The 19,477-nt window shown below is 73.2% G+C and carries 19 protein-coding genes and 1 pseudogene; 7 read left to right on the forward strand and 13 right to left on the reverse strand.

The genetic code is table 11. The features are described 5' to 3' along the window. Window positions 1-43: 43 nt before the first annotated feature. Entirely contained in the window at window positions 44-1,459 is a 1,416-nt protein-coding gene (locus ACFWUY_RS17575; protein WP_384108364.1) for a glutamate decarboxylase, read from the forward strand. Between the two features lie 18 nt (window positions 1,460-1,477). Here ACFWUY_RS17575 and ACFWUY_RS17580 read toward each other — a convergent pair whose 3' ends face one another. From ACFWUY_RS17580 to ACFWUY_RS17610, 7 genes are all read right to left on the reverse strand, one after another. Further along, entirely contained in the window at window positions 1,478-2,743 is a 1,266-nt protein-coding gene (locus tag ACFWUY_RS17580; RefSeq protein ID WP_384108366.1) for an exo-alpha-sialidase, read from the reverse strand. 92 nt (window positions 2,744-2,835) lie between these two features. Further along, window positions 2,836-3,600, reverse strand: a complete 765-nt coding sequence (locus ACFWUY_RS17585) for an ABC transporter permease (RefSeq protein ID WP_384108368.1) — start codon at window positions 3,598-3,600, stop codon at window positions 2,836-2,838. After that, the gene (locus ACFWUY_RS17590; protein WP_384108370.1) at window positions 3,597-4,592 is read right to left on the reverse strand and encodes an ATP-binding cassette domain-containing protein; all 996 of its coding nucleotides are present in this window, start codon (window positions 4,590-4,592) and stop codon (window positions 3,597-3,599) included. The genes ACFWUY_RS17585 and ACFWUY_RS17590 overlap by 4 nt, the downstream gene beginning before the upstream one ends. Window positions 4,593-4,711: 119 nt before the next feature. Further along, window positions 4,712-5,326, reverse strand: coding sequence for a PadR family transcriptional regulator (locus tag ACFWUY_RS17595; protein ID WP_384108372.1), 615 nt, complete (start codon window positions 5,324-5,326; stop codon window positions 4,712-4,714). A gap of 74 nt (window positions 5,327-5,400) precedes the next feature. Next, a complete protein-coding gene (locus ACFWUY_RS17600) occupies window positions 5,401-5,940 on the reverse strand; it encodes a DinB family protein (RefSeq protein ID WP_384108374.1) in 540 nt (179 codons plus the stop codon). An 81-nt stretch (window positions 5,941-6,021) separates the two neighbouring features. Further along, window positions 6,022-7,479, reverse strand: a complete 1,458-nt coding sequence (locus ACFWUY_RS17605; protein WP_384108376.1) for an aldehyde dehydrogenase family protein — start codon at window positions 7,477-7,479, stop codon at window positions 6,022-6,024. An 84-nt stretch (window positions 7,480-7,563) separates the two neighbouring features. Next, a complete protein-coding gene (locus tag ACFWUY_RS17610; RefSeq protein WP_384108378.1) occupies window positions 7,564-8,436 on the reverse strand; it encodes a helix-turn-helix domain-containing protein in 873 nt (290 codons plus the stop codon). Window positions 8,437-8,763: 327 nt separating this feature from the next. Here ACFWUY_RS17610 and ACFWUY_RS17615 point away from each other — a divergent pair, with 327 nt between their 5' ends. Further along, window positions 8,764-9,261: an ATP-binding protein gene (locus ACFWUY_RS17615; protein WP_384108381.1), complete on the forward strand. Its 498-nt coding sequence runs from the start codon at window positions 8,764-8,766 to the stop codon at window positions 9,259-9,261. A gap of 98 nt (window positions 9,262-9,359) precedes the next feature. Here ACFWUY_RS17615 and ACFWUY_RS17620 read toward each other — a convergent pair whose 3' ends face one another. Further along, window positions 9,360-9,572, reverse strand: coding sequence for a DUF397 domain-containing protein (locus ACFWUY_RS17620; RefSeq protein WP_173861569.1), 213 nt, complete (start codon window positions 9,570-9,572; stop codon window positions 9,360-9,362). Between the two features lie 204 nt (window positions 9,573-9,776). Then, a complete protein-coding gene (gene rpmG / locus ACFWUY_RS17625) occupies window positions 9,777-9,941 on the reverse strand; it encodes a 50S ribosomal protein L33 (RefSeq protein WP_384108383.1) in 165 nt (54 codons plus the stop codon). Between the two features lie 63 nt (window positions 9,942-10,004). Between rpmG and rpmB the strand changes: the two genes are divergently transcribed. After that, window positions 10,005-10,241: a 50S ribosomal protein L28 gene (gene rpmB, locus ACFWUY_RS17630; protein WP_384108385.1), complete on the forward strand. Its 237-nt coding sequence runs from the start codon at window positions 10,005-10,007 to the stop codon at window positions 10,239-10,241. Next, window positions 10,241-10,546, forward strand: coding sequence for a 30S ribosomal protein S14 (rpsN, locus tag ACFWUY_RS17635; protein WP_384108387.1), 306 nt, complete (start codon window positions 10,241-10,243; stop codon window positions 10,544-10,546). The genes rpmB and rpsN overlap by 1 nt, the downstream gene beginning before the upstream one ends. Window positions 10,547-10,717: 171 nt before the next feature. Here rpsN and ACFWUY_RS17640 read toward each other — a convergent pair whose 3' ends face one another. The 4 genes from ACFWUY_RS17640 to ACFWUY_RS17655 form a co-directional block, all read right to left on the reverse strand. Continuing rightward, complete coding sequence (locus ACFWUY_RS17640; RefSeq protein WP_384108389.1) at window positions 10,718-11,317, reverse strand: hypothetical protein; 600 nt, start codon at window positions 11,315-11,317, stop codon at window positions 10,718-10,720. Between the two features lie 128 nt (window positions 11,318-11,445). Beyond that, complete coding sequence (locus ACFWUY_RS17645) at window positions 11,446-13,572, reverse strand: FUSC family protein (protein WP_384108391.1); 2,127 nt, start codon at window positions 13,570-13,572, stop codon at window positions 11,446-11,448. Between the two features lie 182 nt (window positions 13,573-13,754). Further along, a complete protein-coding gene (locus tag ACFWUY_RS17650; RefSeq protein ID WP_384108393.1) occupies window positions 13,755-14,930 on the reverse strand; it encodes a DUF2786 domain-containing protein in 1,176 nt (391 codons plus the stop codon). Continuing rightward, window positions 14,879-15,298, reverse strand: coding sequence for a winged helix-turn-helix transcriptional regulator (locus tag ACFWUY_RS17655; RefSeq protein ID WP_384108395.1), 420 nt, complete (start codon window positions 15,296-15,298; stop codon window positions 14,879-14,881). The genes ACFWUY_RS17650 and ACFWUY_RS17655 overlap by 52 nt, the downstream gene beginning before the upstream one ends. Before the next feature lie 73 nt (window positions 15,299-15,371). On the opposite strand from ACFWUY_RS17655, the gene ACFWUY_RS17660 reads away from it, so the two are divergent. The 3 genes and pseudogenes from ACFWUY_RS17660 to ACFWUY_RS17670 all read left to right on the forward strand — a co-directional run bounded on the left by ACFWUY_RS17660 (window position 15,372) and on the right by ACFWUY_RS17670 (window position 19,331). Next, complete coding sequence (locus ACFWUY_RS17660; RefSeq protein WP_384108397.1) at window positions 15,372-16,190, forward strand: NAD(P)H-binding protein; 819 nt, start codon at window positions 15,372-15,374, stop codon at window positions 16,188-16,190. 70 nt (window positions 16,191-16,260) lie between these two features. Next, window positions 16,261-16,989, forward strand: a pseudogene (locus ACFWUY_RS17665) (ABC transporter ATP-binding protein); the annotation flags it as partial. A 224-nt stretch (window positions 16,990-17,213) separates the two neighbouring features. After that, window positions 17,214-19,331, forward strand: a complete 2,118-nt coding sequence (locus ACFWUY_RS17670; RefSeq protein WP_384108399.1) for an FtsX-like permease family protein — start codon at window positions 17,214-17,216, stop codon at window positions 19,329-19,331. Window positions 19,332-19,477: the final 146 nt, after the last annotated feature.

Genomic DNA, 19,477 nt, shown 5'->3' on the forward strand with positions numbered 1-19,477 from the left:
CTCCCCTTCCCCGCCGTCAGTCCCACCGTCAGAAGGAGTCACCATGCCGCTGCACAAGGGCCCCGCCGCCGCTTCCGAGCCCGCGAGCCGGCTCGCGCTCAACCCGTTCTTCGGACAGGCCAACCCTGTCGGCGGCATGACCGACGCGCCGCCCCGCCACCGGTTGCCCGACGGCCCGCTGCCCCCGGCGAGCGCCTACCAGCTCGTCCACGACGAGCTGATGCTCGACGGCAACTCCCGGCTCAACCTCGCCACCTTCGTCACCACCTGGATGGAACCCCAGGCCGGGGTGCTGATGGCCGAGTGCCGCGACAAGAACATGATCGACAAGGACGAGTACCCGCGCACCGCCGAACTGGAGCGCCGCTGCGTGGCCATGCTCGCCGACCTGTGGAACGCCCCGGATCCCGCCGCGGCGGTCGGCTGCTCCACCACCGGCTCCAGCGAGGCCTGCATGCTCGCCGGCATGGCCCTCAAGCGCCGCTGGTCCCAGCGGAACGCCGACCGGTACCGGGGAGGGGCCCGCCCCAACCTGGTGATGGGTGTCAACGTCCAGGTCTGCTGGGAGAAGTTCTGCAACTTCTGGGAGGTCGAGGCCCGGCTGGTCCCCATGGCGGGCGACCGCTTCCACCTCGACGCCGAAACCGCCGCCGCGCTCTGCGACGAGAACACCATCGGGGTCGTCGCCGTCCTCGGCTCCACCTTCGACGGCTCCTACGAACCGGTCGCCGAGATCTGCGCCGCCCTCGACGCGCTCCAGGAACGGACCGGTCTCGACGTCCCCGTCCACGTCGACGGCGCCTCCGGCGCCATGGTCGCCCCCTTCCTCGACGAGGACCTGGTGTGGGACTTCCGGCTCCCCCGCGTCTCCTCCATCAACACCTCCGGCCACAAGTACGGCCTGGTCTACCCGGGCGTCGGCTGGGCCCTGTGGCGCTCGCCCGCCGAACTCCCCGAGGAACTCGTCTTCCGCGTCAACTACCTGGGCGGCGACATGCCCACCTTCGCCCTCAACTTCTCCCGGCCGGGCGCCCAGGTCGTCGCGCAGTACTACACCTTCCTGAGGCTCGGCCGGGAGGGTTACCGGGCGGTGCAGCAGGCCTCCCGGGACATCGCCCGCGGTATCGCCGAACGCGTCGAGGCCATGGGCGACTTCCGGCTGCTCACCCGCGGCGACCAACTGCCCGTCTTCGCCTTCACCACCGCTCCCGACGTCACCTCCTTCGACGTCTTCGACGTGTCACGGCGGCTGCGCGAACGGGGCTGGCTGGTGCCCGCCTACACCTTCCCCGCCGACCGCGAGGACCTGTCCGTCCTGCGCGTGGTCTGCCGCAACGGCTTCTCGGCCGACCTGGCCGAACTCTTCGTCGAGGATCTGAGCCGCCTGCTGCCCGAACTCCGGCGCCAGTCGAAGCCGTTCACCCACGACAAGGACGCCGCGACCTCCTTCCACCACTAGAACTCCGCCACGAGGGCCTCAGCTCACCCGGTCCTCGCAGGCCAGCCGGAACTCCGACCACCGGACCCCGTCCGCCGTCAGCGCGTACCGGCAGCTCGACGACTCCCGCAGCAGGCCGAGCGGAGTACGGCGGGTGTGGTGGCCGCCTTCGTCGAGCCGGGCGAAGGTACGGCCGCCGTCCACGCTCCCGTACCCCGCCGGCTCCGCGCCGATCCCGACCAGGCCACCGGGCCCCGGGACCGGCAGCCCCAGAAGGCTGCGGGGCTCCGCGGTCGGGCCCGTGGTCCACATCCGTTGCCAGGTGCCGCCGCCGTCCAGGGAGCGGTGCAGGGCCCGCATCGGGTTCTTGACGGGCTCACCGCCCGCCGGCTCGCCCATCTCCGCCGCGTACACCGCGTCCCGGCCCACCGCGACCGCCGTGTACCACCCGGGACCCGTGGCGGGGCTCGGCAGCCGGCTGACCGTCCAGCCGCGCCCCCCGTCCCGGGAGACGGCGACCGCCGCCCGCCCCGAGACCGGGTCCGTGCCCGAGACCCACCAGGATCCGTCGGGCTCCGGCTGCTCCTGCGGCCGGGGACGCGCCCCGAGCAGCGGCACCCGGGCCAGCGCCCGGCGCCGCCCGTCCTGGGGCGAGACGACCACGAGCCGCTCCCGCTCGCACGCGTCGGGCAGGGCTCCGGCGGGCTCGGCGCAGTCGGTGGTGAGCACCGCCCCCGCGGGTATCTCCGGGATCGTCCCGACCGTACGCCGGTCCACCGCCCGCCAGTCGCGGCCGCCGTCGGCGGTGAACCAGCTCCGCGCCTCTCCCGGCTCCGCCCCGCCGTCCTCGATGAGCGCCCGGCCAGGACCGAGCGGGACGAGGTGGGCCGAGATGCCGTCCGTCCCCGTCGTCCGGGGCAGCGGGGACCGCCGCAGCACCCACTCCTTCGCCCCGGCGTCCCGCACGGCCACGTGCTGCCGGCAGAATCCGCTCTCCGGCGCCGCCGGCTCGCTCACGCACTCGGCGAGCAGCGCGAACCCGCTGCCGTCCCGCGCGAAGCCCAGACTGTGCGCCCAGCCGGGCAGCCCCGGCGCGGACGGTATCCGGGGCGGCGCCCCGAACCGTCCCGGAGACGCGGAAGCCCCCGGATCCCCCGCCGCTCCCGAGGCGCCCCTGCTCGAAGCACCCGCGGGACCCGCGGGATCCGAACCGTCGCCCGGCTCCGCGCCAAGCCCCGTACAACCCGTCAGTACCACCCACACCAGCGCCACGACGGCACCGGCCCGTCCCACCGGCCTGCGCATCGCACGTCCCCCTGTCCTCCCTCGGGCGGTCCGCGGTGGGCCGCTGCTTTCAATACACCGCTCGCCGCCTTCGGGTTCCCACCTCCGCGCCGCTACTTCCCCAGCCGCCCGAACTTCCTTACCGCCAGCGGGAAGAAGACCGCCAACAGCACCAACGGCCACACCACCGCCGCCCCGATGTGCCCCGGCTCGCCGCCCGGGTTGCCGAAGAGGTCACGGACCGCCGTCGCGGTCGCCGACATCGGGTTCCACTCCACGAAGGTGCCGAGCCAGCCCGGCATCGAGTCCGGCGACGCGAAGGCGTTGGAGAGGAAGCCGACGGGCCAGACCAGGATCTGCACCGCCTGCACCAGTTCGGCCCGCCCGGCGACCAGGCCGAGGAAGATCCCGATCCAGAGCATCGCGAAGCGCAGCAGGAGCAGCAGTCCCAGGGCGGCCGAGGTGCTTCCGAGGCCGCCGTTCGCCCGCCAGCCGATCGCGTACCCGACGCCGACCATCACGAGCAGTCCCACGGCCGACTGGAGCATGTCGGCGGCGGCCCGTCCCACGAGCACCGCTCCGTCGGTCATCGGCATCGAACGGAACCGGTCGATCACCCCCTTGTTCAGATCCTGCGTCACCGCCGTCATGGTGCCTTCGAGCCCGAACACCATGGTCAGGGTGAGCATCCCGGGCACCAGGAAGTCGACGTAGTCGCCGTCGACGCTCCGTCCGCCGCCGACCAGATAGCCGAACATCAGCAGCATCATCACCGGGAACACGAGCCCGACCAGGACCTGCACCGGCTGCCTCGCCCAGTGCGCCAGCTCGCGGCGGGTCATCGTCCAGCAGTCGCTCACCACGTACGCCGCGCTCATGCCGCAGCCTCCTTCTCCTCGGACCGGTCCGGACGGGCCTTCTCCTCGGACCGGTCCCGACCGGCGCCCGTCAGGTGCAGGAAGACCTCGTCGAGCGTCGGCCGCCGCAGGGCGATGTCCTCCGCCTCGATCCCGGCCTCCCCCAGCGCCCGTACGGTCGCGGTGAGGGAGGCCATCCGGTCGTCCACCGGCGCGCTGAGCCGCCGCCGGTCGGTGTCCACGCTCACCTCGGCCCGTGCCGCGGGCAGCAGGCCGGCCGCCTCGCCGAGCCGCGCCGCGTCCCGTACGACCACGTCGATACGGTCGGTGCCGACCCGCGCCTTGAGTTCGTCGGCCGTGCCGTCCGCCACGACCCTGCCCCGGTCCACGACGGAGATCCGGTCGGCGAGCCGGTCGGCCTCCTCCAGGTACTGCGTGGTGAGCAGCACCGTGGTGCCGCCCCCGACCAGGGAGCGCACCGACTCCCAGACCTCGCCGCGGCCCCGCGGGTCGAGTCCGGTCGTCGGCTCGTCGAGGAAGAGCACCTCGGGCTCCGTGATCAGCGAGGCGGCCAGGTCGAGCCGGCGCCGCATGCCGCCGCTGAACTGCTTGACCGGCTTGTGGCCGGTGTCGGCGAGGCCGAAGCGCTCCAGGAGTTCGTCGGCCCGCGTCCCGGCGCGGCGCGCGCCCAGGTGGTGGAGCCTGCCGAACATCTCCAGGTTCTGCCGGCCGCCCAGTTCCTCGTCGAGGGCCGCGTGCTGCCCGAGCAGCCCGATCCTGCGCCGCACCTCCCGCGCCTCGGTCCGTACGTCGTGTCCCGCCACCCGCACCAGGCCCTCGTCGTGGCGCAGCAGCGTGGCCAGGATCCGTACCGTCGTGGTCTTGCCCGCGCCGTTGGGGCCGAGCAGGCCGTGGACGGTGCCGCGTCCGACGGTCAGGTCGAGGCCCGCGAGGGCGTCCTTCTCCCCGTACCGCTTGCGTGCGCCCTGTACGAGGATCGCGTCCGCCGTCATGTCCGTTCCTCCCGAAAAAGTTGTAGTCAAATTTGACCACTTGCCGCCGACGGAGGAAGGTATGCCCTCGTCCCGCATTAGTCAAACTTGATTAGCCGGGGTGCCGGTCCTGTCCCCGGTCAGGTGGCGAAGGGGTTCTCCTCGCCCTCGGCGAGCACCCCCACGAACGGGTCCCCCTCGCCCGCGAACACGTACGCCCCGCCCTCGATCCGCTCGATCAGGCCGAGCGTCCACTCCTTGCCCGCGTCGGCCGAGTGGACCCACAGGTGCATGATCTCGCCGATGTGGCCGAGCTGCCCGGGGCCGCCCTCCGGCGTGTAGTACTCGGTGACCGCCGTCCGCCACTCGTCGAGCGCCCGGACCCGCCGACGCAGCAGCTCCGCCGCCTCCTCCCGGGGCAGGTCCACGATGAAGCCGATGCCCGCCGACAGGACGTCCATCTTCTGGTCGTACGTGGTCAGCGCCTCGCGCAGCAGGGCGAAGTACTCCTCCGTGCCGCGGTCCGTCAGCTCGTACTCGACGCGTGGCGGCCCGCCGACCGCGCTGGGCGCCACCTCGTGCGCGTGCAGCAGTCCCTGCTTCGCCATCTGCTTCAGCGCGTGGTAGATCGAGCCGGGCTTGGCGTGGGACCACTCGTGCGCGCCCCAGTACTCCAGGTCGTTGCGCACCTGGTAGCCGTGGGCGCGGCCGTGCTGTTTGACCGCGCCCAGGACGAGGAGACGGATCGCCGACATCTCACGTACCTCCTAGTCAATTTTGACCAGGGTACGCGCGTGTGCCTCTGTGTACGGGGCCTACGCGCGCGGGGTCACCGCCCCTGCTCCTCCGCGATCAGGTCGAAGGAGCCCTTGCCGTCCAGGGACTCCCGGATGATGTCCGCGTGCCCGGCGTGCCGGCCGGCCTCCTGGACGAGGTGGAGCAGCATCCAGCGGACCGAGACCTGTCCGTCCTTCGGGAACCAGGGGGCCTCCGGCAGCGGGAAGGTGTCGTCCAGGCTGGGCACGGAACGGACGAAGTCCTCGGTCTCCTTCGCCACTCCCGCCCAGAACTCCACGATCTCCGGGATCGTCTCCTCGTCCACGAGACGGAAGGCGTCGCCCCAGGTCTCCTGGGTGCGCTGCCGCTCGTTGGGCCGGCGCTGTGCCAGCCGGAGCCAGTTGAGCTCGACCTCGGCGACGTGTTTGAGCAGGCCGGAGAGGCTGAGCTCGCTGGCGCTGGGGCGGCCCGCCGCCTGCTCCTCGGTGAGCCCGAGGAGCGAGCGGCGGATCGCGGCGCGCTGGGCCTCGACGAAGTTGAGGAGCGCGCCGCGCTCGTCGCCGTGGGCCTCGGTGGGAACGAGAGCGACCATGATGTCCGCCTTCCGTGGGGAACGTTTCCGACACCGCTCAAGCTACGGACCCTTGCGGACAGCTACTGTCCTCGACGCGGATCAGAAGGGGAAGCGGCTCCGGCCGTGCTGGATCGAGATCCACTTCTGGGTGGTGAAGCTCTCCACCATCGCCTCGCCGTTGAGCCGCCCGATGCCCGAGTGCTTCTCGCCGCCGAAGGGCACGATCGGCTCGTCGTGCACGGTGCCGTCGTTGATGTGGATCATGCCGGTGTGGATGCGCTTGGCGACCCGTACGCCCCGCTCGACGTCCCCGGTGTGGACGGCGCCGCTGAGCCCGTACGGCGTGTCGTTGGCGATCCGTACGGCCTCCTCCTCGCCGTCGAACGGGACGATCAGGGCGACCGGGCCGAAGATCTCCTGGCCCAGGATCGGGGCGTCCGGGGCGAAGCCGGTGAGGACGGACGGGGAGACGAGGTTGCCGTCCACCGTGCCGTGCAGCAGGGCCGTCGCGCCGGCCGCCACCGTCTGGTCGACGAGCGAGGAGACGGCCTCCGCCTGCTGGGAGTTGATGAGCGGACCGATGTGGGTGGCGGGGTCGGCCGGGTCGCCGACGCGGAGGGTCTTCACCTTCGCCACGAACTTCTCGGTGAACTCCTCCTCCAGGGTGCGGTCCACCAGGATGCGGTTGGCGGCCATGCAGACCTGCCCCTGGTGGACGAAGCGGCTGAAGACGGCCGCGTCCACGGCGTAGTCGACGTCGGCGTCCTCGAGCACGATCAGGGCGCTGTTGCCGCCGAGTTCGAGGACGGCGTGCTTGAAGTTCTGCGCGCAGACCGTGGCGACGTGGCGGCCGACCTTGTCGGAGCCGGTGAAGGAGATGACCTTCGGGATCGGGTGGGTCAGGAGCGCGTCGCCGATCTCGGCGATGTCGGTGACGACGACGTTCAGCAGACCGGCGGGCAGGCCGGCCTCCTCCAGGACCTTGGCGACGAGGGTGCCGCCGCAGATCGGGGTGTTCTGGTGCGGCTTGAGGACGACCGCGTTGCCGAGGGCGAGCGCGGGCGCCACCGACTTGATCGAGAGGAGGAAGGGGAAGTTGAAGGGCGAGATGACGCCGACGACGCCGACCGGGACGCGGTAGACGCGGTTCTCCTTGCCGTCGACCGGGGACGGCAGGATGCGGCCCTCGGGGCGCAGCGCGAGCTGCACCGCCTCGCGCAGGAACTCCTTGGCGAGGTGCAGCTCGAAGGCCGCCTTGAGGCGGGTGCCGCCGAGTTCGGCGATGATCGTCTCGGCCATCTCCTCCTCGCGGTCCTCGACGATCCGCAGCGCGCGCTCGAAGACGAGCCGGCGCGTGTACGGGTTGGTCTCGGCCCACGCGGCCTGGGCGCGCTCGGCGGCCCGGTAGGCGCGGTCGACCTCACCGGCGGTGGCGACGGTGATCGACGCGAGCTTCTCCCCGGTGTACGGGTTGAAGTCGATGATGTCCCACGAGCCGCTGCCCGGCTTCCACTCGCCGTCGATGTACTGGTGGGCCAGGTCGGTGAAGTGCGACATGGATCGAGACCCCTCTACCCGCTCTGCCTCTGCGCGATGACAGAAGTGACGTCGGAACTGATGTCACGTCATCGTACTGATGTGTCAGATGAGTTGGAGGAGGCCGCGGAGAAGATCCCGGCTTTCGGCCGGATCCGGGCCGTCCGCCTGGAGTCGCTCCATCACCCGCTGGTACTGGGCCACCTCCTCGCGCTTGTCGAGGTAGAGGGCGCTGGTGAGCTGCTCCAGGTAGACGATGTCGGAAAGGTCGGACTCGGGGAAGCGCAGCATCGTGAAGGCGCCGCTCTCGCCGGCGTGGCCGCCGAAGCTGAAGGGCATGATCTGGAGCGTGACGCCCGGGTGTTCGGAGACCTCGATGAGGTGCTTCAACTGACCGCGCATGACGGACCGGTCGCCGTAGGGGCGGCGGAGCGCGGCCTCGTCGAGGACGGCGTGGAACTGCGGGGCGCGCTCGGAGACGAGGACCTTCTGCCGTTCGAGGCGCAGGGCGACCCGCCGGTCGATCTCGGCGGCGGGAGCCTCGGGCATGCCCCGGGTGACGACGGCCTGGGCGTACTCCTCGGTCTGCAACAGGCCGTGGACGAACTGCACTTCGTAGACGCGGATGAGCGAGGCTGCGCCTTCGAGGCCGATGTACGTCTGGAACCAGCCGGGCAGGACGTCGCCGAAGCTGTGCCACCATCCCGCGACGTTGGCCTCGCGGGCGAGCCCGAGGAGCGAGCCGCGTTCGGCCTCGTCCCCGACCCCGTACAGCGTGAGCAGATCCTCGACGTCCCTGGCCTTGAAGCTCACCCGTCCCAACTCCATACGGCTGATCTTGGATTCGGACGCCCGGATCGAGTAGCCGGCCGCCTCGCGGGTGATCCCGCGCGACTCGCGCAACCGCCTCAGCTGGGAGCCCAGCAGGATGCGCCGCACCACACTCCCGCTCGCTCCGCCCGATTCGCCTGCGGTCACGGCTCCAGCCTCCCCTTACGGTGTCGAGCCCCCGTCGAGCCCCGGATTCTGCCACCAAACGCTTCAGCGCGTACACATTCGATTACGGAAAGGCGGCGAGTTCAGGGCATCCGTGGGCACGGTGCGGGCAGATCGCGAAAAGTTCCCCTCATCAGGTGGACGACTTATGCACAGATTAGGCACGGGGGCGGACAGGTCCGGCGCGTGCACGTGCATCTGCCCTTGCATCCAGTGAGCGCATTCGGAACCATGGGCCCCGCGCAGCCGCGTACTCGTTCGTGTTGTCGTGTTGTCGCACCACAGTCGCGATTCCCGGGAGTGCCTCGCATGGGGACGAATGGATCGACCGTGCTCGAGCCGTTACGGCAGGGCCTTCCGCCGATCGATCCCGGCGCCGTCTCCACCTCCGCGTCCTGCGCCCTGCCCGCGCGGTACGAAGCCGTGCGCGGGGCACGGAAGTTCACCAGCGCCACACTGGACCGCTGGAAGCTGACCGAACGGTTCGACGACGTCGCCCTGGTCGTCTCCGAGCTCGTCACCAACGCGCTGCGCCACGCGGTGCCCGCCGACGCGCCCCAGGAACAAGGCGAGAACCCGCCGGTGCGGCTGCACCTGATGCGCTGGTCCTCGCACCTCGTGTGCGCCGTGCGCGACCCGAGCCAGGAGAGCCCGGAGGCGCGGGGCGGCGAGGAGGACTTCGCCGCCGAGTCGGGACGCGGGCTGTTCCTGGTGGACTCGTTCAGCGACAGCTGGGGGTGGCACCCGCTCGCCGGCACGCTGCGGGGCAAGGTGGTCTGGGCGCTGTTCCGGGTCGGTCCTGAGTAGCCGTCCGGCCCGTGGACGCGAGGGCGGGACGTAGAGGAGAAGGGCCCCGGCGCTTTTGTCGCCGGGGCCCTTCTCTCGTGCGCTTCGTCCCGTCCGTCTCACACCAGGTGGTCGAACTCCCCGTCCTTGACGCCCAGCAGGAGCGCCTCTATCTCCGCGGGCGTGTAGACGAGCGCGGGACCCTCGGGGTGGCGCGAGTTTCGTACGGCAACGTTTCCCCCCGGAAGCTTGGCGAACTCCACACACGATCCCTGGGAGTTGCTGTGCCTGCTCTTCTGCCACACGACGCCTCGCAGCTCCGTGGCCGCCATGCCGTTGTACGCGCGATGCGCATGATGCACTGGTAGCTCCCCGAGTTGCTTGGTGCAGGTGTCAACTTCCTCGGATCATAGCTGTGTTCATATGGCCGATGCATGGGCAGATGCACGTGCACGAGGGGTTGCGTAGCGGCTACGCGACGCAGCGTGCGGCCGCCCTCCCCCGCAGGGGGAGGACGGCGGATTCCACGCGCCGGTTCAGCGCTCCTCGCGGAAGTCGACGTGCCGGCGGACGACCGGGTCGAACTTGCGCAGGGTGAGGCGGTCGGGGTCGTTGCGGCGGTTCTTCCGCGTGACGTAGGTGAATCCGGTACCGGCGGTGGACCGGAGCTTGATGACGGGGCGGAGTTCGTTGCGTGCCATGGTGTGTAGAGTAATTGAAAATGGTTCCCATTTCCAATGTCTTGACGGAGAGGTAGGTCACCCTTGTCCGCCCACTGCCAGCTGACCGGAGCGCGTCCCGGATTCGGCAACCGGATCTCGCACTCCCACCGGCGCACCTCACGCCGCTTCGACCCCAACATCCAGCACAAGCGCTACTGGCTCCCCGGCGAGGGCCGCTACGTCCGGCTCACCCTCAGCGCCCGCGCGATCAAGACCGTCGACGTGATCGGCGTCGAGGCCGCCGTGGCCCGCATCCGGGCCCGCGGAGGGAAGGTCTGATGGCCAAGCGCAGCAAGATCGCACGCAACGAACACCGGAAGACGGTCGTGGCGCGGTACGCCGAGCGGCGCGCCGAGCTGAAGGAGGCCATCCGCCGCCCCGGCACCCCGGCCGCCGAGCGGGAGGCGGCGGTACGGGAGTTGGACCGGCAGCCCCGGGACGCCAGTGCCACCCGGATCCGCAACCGGGACGCCGTGGACGGCCGCCCCCGTGGCCATCTGCGGAAGTTCGGCCTCTCCAGGGTCCGGGTCAGGGGACAGGCGCACGCCGGCTATCTGCCGGGGGTGCGGAAGGCCTCGTGGTGAGGGGTGGTAGGAGGGCCGGCGGAGGCTGACGGCTTCTCCCACGGGTCATCCGGGCCGCGGGTCATCCGGGCGGCAGGTCATCCGGGCGGCAGGTCATCCGGGCCGCAGGTCTTCCGGGCCGCGGGTCATCGGTTCGTAGGCCATCGGGCCGCAGGCCGTCCGGGCCAGGGGTCATCCGGGTAGTTCGGCGAGAAGTCTGCCCGCGCGGTCGTACAGCGCGGGGCCGGCTTCCATGTCCTCCGGCCCGGTGGCCGCGTACCAGACGCCCCAGCCCGGCCGGTCCGGCAGTTCGAGCAGGGTGGCGACGGTCCTGCGCCCCCCGGCGCCCGTCAGTTCGACGCGTCCCGCGTCACGGGTGCCGTAGTAGAGGCCCGAGTGGAAGACGCCCGTCGCGTCCCCCTCGCTCTGGTGGCTCACGCCGGGCCGGGAACGGTCGATGTTGCCGTCGACGACGCTGCGGACGTTCTCGTAACCGTCCGGACCCGTCCAGTGCCTGCCCTCCCTGGTCAGCCACACGGTGTAACCCTGCCCGGCGTCCACGCGCTCCCCGGGACGGACGGTGCGGACCGGGCTCGGAGCGGGTGCGACGGCCTTGACCGGCGTGGCCTTGACCGGCGCGGCCTCCACGGGGGCGGCCTCCGCCCGGGCGGCGACGGTCGAGGACCCGGTGGCCGTCCCGGGCGAGGACTCGGTGGACGCCCCCACGGCCGAAGGCGCCGCCATCACCGCCGCGGCCACGACGCCGGCCGCGGCGAGCAGGTACTTCTTCATCCGGTTGCTCCTGGGATCGGTGGGCCTGTGGACCGCGAGGGTGCGCGGTCCTCACCCCTACCAACTCCCTTTGTCGCCGCCCCGGATGACGTGTGCGCGAAATCGGTGCCGGACAGGACGCGCCGGGCTCACCGCGCGCGCGTGGAGTCCGTCAGCGCCGTCGTGACCTCGTCCAGGGCCGCCAGGAGCAGCACGGCGCCCTTGTGCAGCAGGAAGTGGTCCGGCGGGTCGTCCGACCAGGCGTCCAGTGTCTCCCGCAGGTCTTCCCAGTGCGGCTCCCCGCGCTCCCTCACCTCCTTCGCGCCCCGTTCCGTCGCCCGGCGCAGGGACTCCGCGAGGGTCGCGGCGGCCGGCAGGGCCGGGGCGCCGCGTTCCGGCAGGTGTGCCTCCAGGAGCATCGTCACCCGCCCGAACTCCGCGAGCGCGTGTCCGGCCTGCTCCGCCGCCGCGTGCGAGAGGCCCCGGTGCCGTACCGGCTCGTGCGTGGCGCGTTCCACCGCCTCCTGCCAGGCGATCCGGGCCTCGCGCGTCCTCAGGAGCGCCTCCCGCACGTCGGGGCTGCCCGTCCCCGCCGGATCGGCGTACCGCGCGGTGACGACGGCCGCGTACCGGCCGACCGACTCCAGCCAGTCCGCGAGCCGGCCGCGCAGCCGGGGTGTCTCCCAGGCCGGGTAGACGGCGTACGCCAGCATCGCGAGGAGTCCGCCGAGCAGGGTCAGCGTCACCCGGTCCCGTACGGTCTGGTTCAGGCCCGCGCCCTCCATGCCGAGCAGGAACACGACGTACGCGGAGACGAAGACCTGGCCGGCCGCGTACCCCGTCCGCATCAGCAGGTACATCCCGAAGGCGCACACCACCGCGAGCGCCGCCGACAGGTACGTGCCCGGGTGCGCCGACCGCACGACCGCCGTCGCCAGGGCCACCCCGACCAGCGTGCCGCCGAACCGCGCCACCGAGCGCGCGTACGTCTGCGAGAAGTCCGGGCGCATGACCATCACCGAGGCCATCGGCGCCCAGTAGCCGTGCCCGAGCGGCAGCACGCCGCCGAGGAGGTAGCCGGTGCCCGTGACCACCGATACACGGATCGCGTGGCGCAGGACCGGGGAGTCCCGGCGCAGCTCGGCGCGCACCTTCGCCGCGACGATCGGCGCGAGCCGGATCAGGGTGGGGCGGCTGCGGGCGGCGGGCGAGGGGCCGCCGTGCCCCGACGTCCCGGTCGTTCCCGTCGTCCCCGTCGTCGCCTCCGACGGCTCCCTCACCTCCGTCTCCGTCCTCGGCTCCGCCGTCTCGACGACGTCGCCGAGCAGCGCCGAGAGGCGGACGGCGGCGCGGCGGGACGGGCCGGTGAGGACGGCGCCCGTGTCCGGGGTACGGAGGGCGGCGACGGCGGGCGGGGGAAGGACGACCGGTTCGCCGTGCCGGATCGCGTGCGCGGCGGCGTCGAGAACCGCGCCCGCTGCCGCGAGCAGCTCCCGCACCCGGTCCCGCGCCGGGCCCTCCTCCGGCGCGCCGACCGCCGGATCGGCGAGGGAGGCGAGCACCGGACGGATGCGTTCCGCGAGCCCTCGCGCCCCGTGCAGCTCCGCCGGGCGGCGGCGGGCCTGGCCTGGCGTCACGGCGGCCGCGCTGCGGGCCGTCATGAGCGGTACGGGGTCGAACGGGGCCACCGGGTCGTGACGCAGGCGGCGGGCGTAGTCCGCCTCGGCGGCGAGCGCGTCCGCGAGGGCGTCGCGCTGGGCGCCCCAGCGGCGGACCGGGAGGACCACGACCAGGGCGGCCTGGACGACACCTCCCGCGAAGATCATGACGGCGTGTCCCGCGGCGGTCGCGACGGAGGTGGGGAGGGTGACGGTCACCAGCATGATCGCCACGTTGGAGGAGGCGATGAGGCCGGCGGTGGGTCCCGCGGCCCAGGCGAGCCCCGACAGGAACGTCCAGAGGAGCAGCAGGGCGAGGAAGAGGCCGTCGTGGGCGCCCGTGAGATAGCCGAGGAAGGTCGACACGGCGAGGCTGGCGCCGGAGGCGAGGGCGAGGGTGGGGCGGGGGCGCCAGGAACGCTGGAAGGTGGCGATGGCCGCCTGGAAGGCGCCGAAGGCGGAGGAGGCGGCGACGCCGGGGTCGAAGAGGGCGAGCGAGAAGCCGCTGACGAGGGCGAGGCCGAGGGCGGCGCGGGCGGCGATGACGGGGTCGAGCCGTCGCCGCTCGACGGTGAGTCCGGAGCGGGCGGTCTCCCTCAGCGCCCGGAGCCAGCTCATGTCCTGAGCGTATCCAGGATCACCCCAGAAGCGGTCATTTCCCCTCTTCCGAACTACCGCTCCCCGCCGCGCCAGGACGCACCGGCTCGTCCCAGACCGCACCGGCTCGTCCCGGACCGCCGGACCGTCCGAGCCGGCGGACCGTCCGAGCCGCCGGCCCCCGCCGTCGGCGTGCGGCCCCCTCACCCCCGCAAGCCCCGGCGCCCCGGGTTCAGGCCCGCCCGGTCCGCCGCCGAAGCGCCGTGGGTCCAGCCCGCCTCGTCCCAGGCCGCCCGGACCCGGGTCGCTCGCGTCTCCGGGAAGAGTTCGTCCGTTCGGGTGGTGACCGCCAGGTCGCGGGAGGCGAGGGCCGGGAGGAGGGTCGGGGTCTCGGCGGAGACCCGCCGGGACGTCGCGGAGAGCCGTGCGCCGAGCCGGTTCGCGTACGCGAGGAGGAAGGACTGCCGGAAGGACTTCGTGCGCTTGCGCCCGCCGGCCCGCTGTTCCGCCTCCGCCCGCGTCATCGCCGCCTGCCCCTGCACGAGCAGCGACGTGTACAGCAGCTCCACCGGGTCGAGGTCCCCCTCGAAGCCGACCACCGTCGAGAAGCCGTACGCCTCGTTCCACACGGCCCGGCAGTGGTTCGCCGTCGCCACCGCGTCGAGCAGGATCGCCTTCGCCTGCTCGTACGGCGGTTCCACCCCGATCCTGATCGCCCCCGGCGTCTCCGGCGACGGCGCGCCCGCCGCGAGCGTCGCCTCGTCCAGGCTGTGCCGGGCCATCAGTTCCTGGGCCTTGGCGGTGAGCGCCTCCGCCTCCTCCGGATACCCGGTCGCCTCCGCCTTCGCGAGCAGCGCCCTGATCCGGGTGAGCATCCGGGGCTCCCCGGCCGCCGCCGGCGGCAGCGCCTCGCCGGGTACGGGGCCGACGGCGTCCAGGCGCGGCAGCCGGACCAGGAGCCGGTACAGCTCCAGGACGGTCGTCGCCTGCGAGAAGCGGTCCGTGGGCCGGCCGGGGGAGGCGTCGAGTTCGTCGAGCTGGGCCCGCCAGCGGCGCGGCAGCGTCCCGTACCGGGCCGTCTCGGACCGGATCAGGCCGGCGAGGACCCGCAGGTGCTCGTCCGACAGCTCGCGGCGCGCCATGCGTGCGACGTCCGCCGGCTGCCAGCCCCTCGTCCACAGCGTCCGGACGAAGTCCTCGCCACGACGGACCAGTTCGGGGTCCGTGTCCGGGCCGGCGGCCAGCAGTGACGCCGCCGTGTCGAGCGATCCGTCGTCGTTCGCGTACAGCGCCTCGAAGGCCTTGTCGATCGCCCTGCCGACCGTACTCACGCCGTACCCCTCGCGTCCCTCGTGTCTCTCGTATCCCTCGTGTCCCATTCCTCGCGCGCCCGGGCGATCACCGCCCGGTGATCGAGCGACCAGTCGATCAGCTGCTTGATCAGGTGCGTCATGCTGTGGCCGGTCTCCGTCAGCGCGTACTCCACCTGCGGCGGCGTCGTCGGGTACACCGTCCGCGAGACGAGCCCGTCCCGTTCGAGGCGGCGCAACGTCAGGGTCAGCATCCGCTGCGAGATGCCCGTGACCAGACGCTGGAGTTCCCTGAACCTCCTCGGCCCGGCCGCGAGTTCGACGACCACGTGCACCGTCCACTTGTCGCCGAGCCGGTCCTGCACGTCCCGTACCCCGCAGTCCTCGGCACAGCTCACCAAGGGCTCGGTGGTTACCTCCGTGTGCCCCTCCGACATCAATGTGCCTCCTTCCGCGCTCTTCCCCGTCCCCCCACGATGGTCTCAGCCGTCCCGACCCCTGGGGGAAACCATGCTGCTCGTCACCGGTGTATCCGGCGCTCTCGGCTCGCTCGTCGCCGACCGGCTCGCCGGCCGCGACGACGTCGTCCTCGGTACGCGCGCGGGGCTGCCCGGCACCCGACGCCTCGACTTCGACGCGCCCGCGACCCTGCCGGAGGCCTTCGCCGGGGTGGACACGCTGCTCCTGATATCCGCCGGTTACGGCGAGGACGACACCGTCGTCGCCCGGCACGGGGCCGCGATCTCGGCCGCCGAGCGGGCGGGCGTCCGGCACGTCGTCTACACGAGCCTCTCCGGCGACGGCGACCACCTCACGTACGCGCTCGCGCACCGCTGGACCGAGCGGCGGCTGCGGCGCTCCGCCACCCTCGACTGGACGATCCTCCGCAACGGCCTCTACGCCGAGTTCCTCGCCCGGATCGCCGCCCCCGACGCCGACGACCGGATCACAGGACCCCTCGGCGAGGGCCGGCTCGCCGCCGTCGCCCGCGCGGACCTCGCCGACATCGCGGTCTCCGTGGCGACGGACCCGGCCGCCCACCGGAACCGGGTGTACGAGCTCGTCGGCGAGCGGCCCCTCGGCGGCGCCGACCTCGCGGCGGCCCTGGGCGCCACGTACGCCCCCGGCACGCTCGCGGACGCCCGCGCCGCCGTCGCCGCCTCCGGGGCCCTGCCCTTCCAGGTGCCGATGCCGACGAGCACGTACTCGGCGATCGCCCACGGCTTCATGGACGGTACGGGGGTCGAGAGCGACCTGCGGGCGCTGCTCGGCGGTCGCGAACCCCTCGACGCGCTCGACGTGTTCGTGAAGGCCGTACGGGAACGGTAGGGCCAGGCCTACCTTCCGGACGCCCGGCAGTGGTCGTGATCGGCGGCGGCGGAAACGGTTCGCTTGGGGCATGACCACGACCACCGCCGCCCCCGCCGCCGTACGGCTCCGAGGGCTCACCCGGCACCACCGGGACGTCCGCGCCCTCGACGGCGTCGACCTCGACTTCCACGCCGGGACCTTCACCGCCGTCATGGGCCCCTCCGGCTCCGGCAAGTCCACCCTGCTCCAGTGTGCTGCCGGCCTCGACCGGCCCACCGCCGGGCGGGTGGAGGTCGGCGGCACCGCCCTCGAAGAACTGAGCGAGCGGCGGCTGACCCTGCTGCGGCGGGACCGGATCGGCTTCGTCTTCCAGTCCTTCAACCTGCTGCCCTCCCTGACGGCCGCGCAGAACGTGGCCCTGCCCCTCCGGCTCGCCGGCCGCCGCCCGTCGCGCACGGAGGTACGGGAGGCGCTGGCCCGCGTCGGGCTCGCGGGGCGGGAGCGGCACCGGCCCGGTGAACTCTCCGGCGGCCAGCAGCAGCGGGTCGCGATCGCCCGCGCGCTGATCACCCGGCCGGCCGTCCTCTTCGGCGACGAGCCGACCGGCGCGCTCGACTCGACGACGAGCCGCGAGGTGCTCGACATGCTGCGGGAGCTGGTCGACCGGGACGGTCAGACGATCGTCATGGTCACCCACGACCCGGTGGCGGCGGCCCGCGCGGACCGGGTGGTCTTCCTGGTGGACGGCCGCGTGACGGGCGAACTGCGGGCCCCGACGGTGGAAACGGTCACGGCCCGGATGACGGCGCTTGAGACGGGGGCAGGGACGGGGGTGGGGGTGGGCTCCGGCTCCGGCTCCGGCTCCGGCTCCGGCTCCGGCTCCGGCTCCGGCTCCGGCTCCGGCTCCGGGGCATGGTCCGGGACCGGCTCGGGCTCCGGGACCGGATCCGAAACCGGCGACAGCCCGGCCGTGCCCGGATCCCCCGGGTCTGCCGCCATTCACCGGTCCACCGGCGTCGGCGCCCCCGTCGGGAGGACCTCGTGCTGACCGTCGTCCTCTCCGGGCTCCGGGCCCGCTGGGCCTCCTTCCTCGGCGGGTTCGTCGCCCTCGCCCTCGGCGTCGGGCTGCTCACCACCATGGGGCTCGGCCTCTCCGCCACCTTTCACGCGCCCGAGCGTTCTCCCCAGCGGTTCGCCTCCTCGCCCGTCGTGGTGCAGGGGCGGGACCGGCTGACGCTCGACGTGCGGCGCGGGCCCGAGACCGTGTCCGTGGCGCAGCGGCTCGACCGTCCACAGCCTGTGGACAGTGATCTCCTCCGTGAGCTGCGCGCCCGCTGGACGGTCACCGCCACCCCCTCCGGCCGCCCCGACGCCGTCGGCGTCGACGCCCCCGCCGCCGACGTACGGGCCCTCGTGGGCGACCGCGCCCAGGTCCTCACCGGCGCCGACCGGGTACGCGCCGACCCCGGCTCCGAGCGGGACGCCGACGCGCTCGTCGGCCTGAACGCCCTCCTCGGCACCTCGGGCGGCGTCACCGCCTTCGTCTCCGTCTTCGTCGTCGCCTCCACCTTCGCGTTCGCCGTGGCACTGCGCCGCCGCGAGTTCGGGCTGCTCAGGACCGCCGGAGCGACCCCCGGTCAGATCCGGCGGCTGCTCCTCGCCGAGGCCATGGCGCTCGGCGTGCTCGCCTCCGCCGCCGGCTGCGCGCTCGGCGCCCTGGGCGCGCCCCTGCTCGCCAGGACCCTCGTCGACGGCGGTCTGGCACCGGAGTGGTTCACGGTCGGCGGGCCGGCCTGGCCCTTCCACGCCGCCTTCTGGACGGGCGTGACCGTGGCCCTCGCCGGGGCCGTGGCCGCGTCCCGGCGCGCCGGGAAGGTCGGTCCTGCGGCGGCGCTCCGCGAGGCGGACGTCGATGCCGACGCCCTCCCCCTCGGCCGTGCCCTGCTCGGCGCCGGACTGCTCCTGGCCGGCCTCGGACTCCTCGTCCAGACGTACGCCACCGATCCGTCCGCGCTGCTCAAGCGGAAGACGTACACGACCCTGCCGATGCTCCTGATCACCGGCGTCGCCCTGCTCTCCCCGCTGCTCGTCCGGCCGGTGGCCCGGCTGCTGCGGCTGCGGGGGGCCGTGGGGACGCTGGTACGGGAGAACAGCGCGGCCTCCGTGCGCCGCACCGCCGCCGTCGCCGCCCCCGTCCTCGTGACCGTGGCGCTCGCCGGGACGCTCTTCGGCTCGGCGACGAGCGTCACGCTGGCGAAGGAGGCCGAGGCGCGGGAGCAGACGGCCGCCGAGTACGTGGTGGCCGGCAGCGGCCTGAAGCCGGTGACGGCGCCCCCCGGGGCCGTCGTGTCCGCCACCGGGGCGACCTCCGTCTTCGTACGGGACGGGGCCGAGGCCGTCGTGAAGTACGGGGCGCGGGCGGTCACCGACCCGGCGGCCTTCGCCGACCTCGCCCGGCTGCCCGTGGTCGCCGGTGACCTGCGGGACCTCGACGACCGGTCGATCGTCGTCAACGAGGAGTTCGAGCGGCACCGGGTGGGTGAGACCGTCGAGGTCTGGCGTGCGGACGGGACAGGCCCGGTACGGCTCCGGGTGGCGGCCGTCCTCGTTCTGGGGACGGGCGACAACGGGCCGTACGTCACGGCGGCGAACGCCCCCGGCTCCGCCCCCGACCGGATCGAGGCGCGCGGCGGCGGTACGGCGGTCCGGGCCCTGGCGGCGAGCGGCGGCACCGTCAGGACCGCCGACGCGTGGGCCGACGCCGGCCACCGGGCGGGCGACAACCCGCAGAAGCGGCTCGGCATGCTCCTCGTCCTCGGCATCGCCCTCGTCTACACGGTGATCGGCCTGGCCAACACCCTGCTCATGGCGACCTCCGTACGCGGTGGGGAACTGGCCTCGCTGCGGCTCGCCGGAGCCACCCGGGCCCAGGTCCTGCGGGTGGTGACGGGCGAGGCGACGCTCGCCGTCGCGATCGGCACGGTGCTCGGCCTGGCGGTGACCGCGCTCGTCCTCGGCACCCTGGGAGCGGGCCTGGCCGCCCTGTCGGCGCCGGTGGCCCTGGCCCTCCCGTGGGGCACGGTCGGCGCGGCGGCGGGCACGTGCGCGGCGGTGGCGGTCGCCGCGTCGGCCCTCCCCGCGTGGCGCCTGACGCGCTGAGCGGCCAAGGTGGACGGACGGGGCGGTGACCGGGGTCGGAGCCGGGTCACCGCCCCACCCGTCCGCGCGGCCCGCACGGCTCATGGGTACCGCCTTCACGCCGCCGCCGTACCGCCTGCTCCGTCGTACGCGCGCGCGGCTTCCAC

The sequence above is a fragment of the Streptomyces sp. NPDC058664 genome, from assembly GCF_042716635.1.
GTDB lineage: Bacteria > Actinomycetota > Actinomycetes > Streptomycetales > Streptomycetaceae > Streptomyces.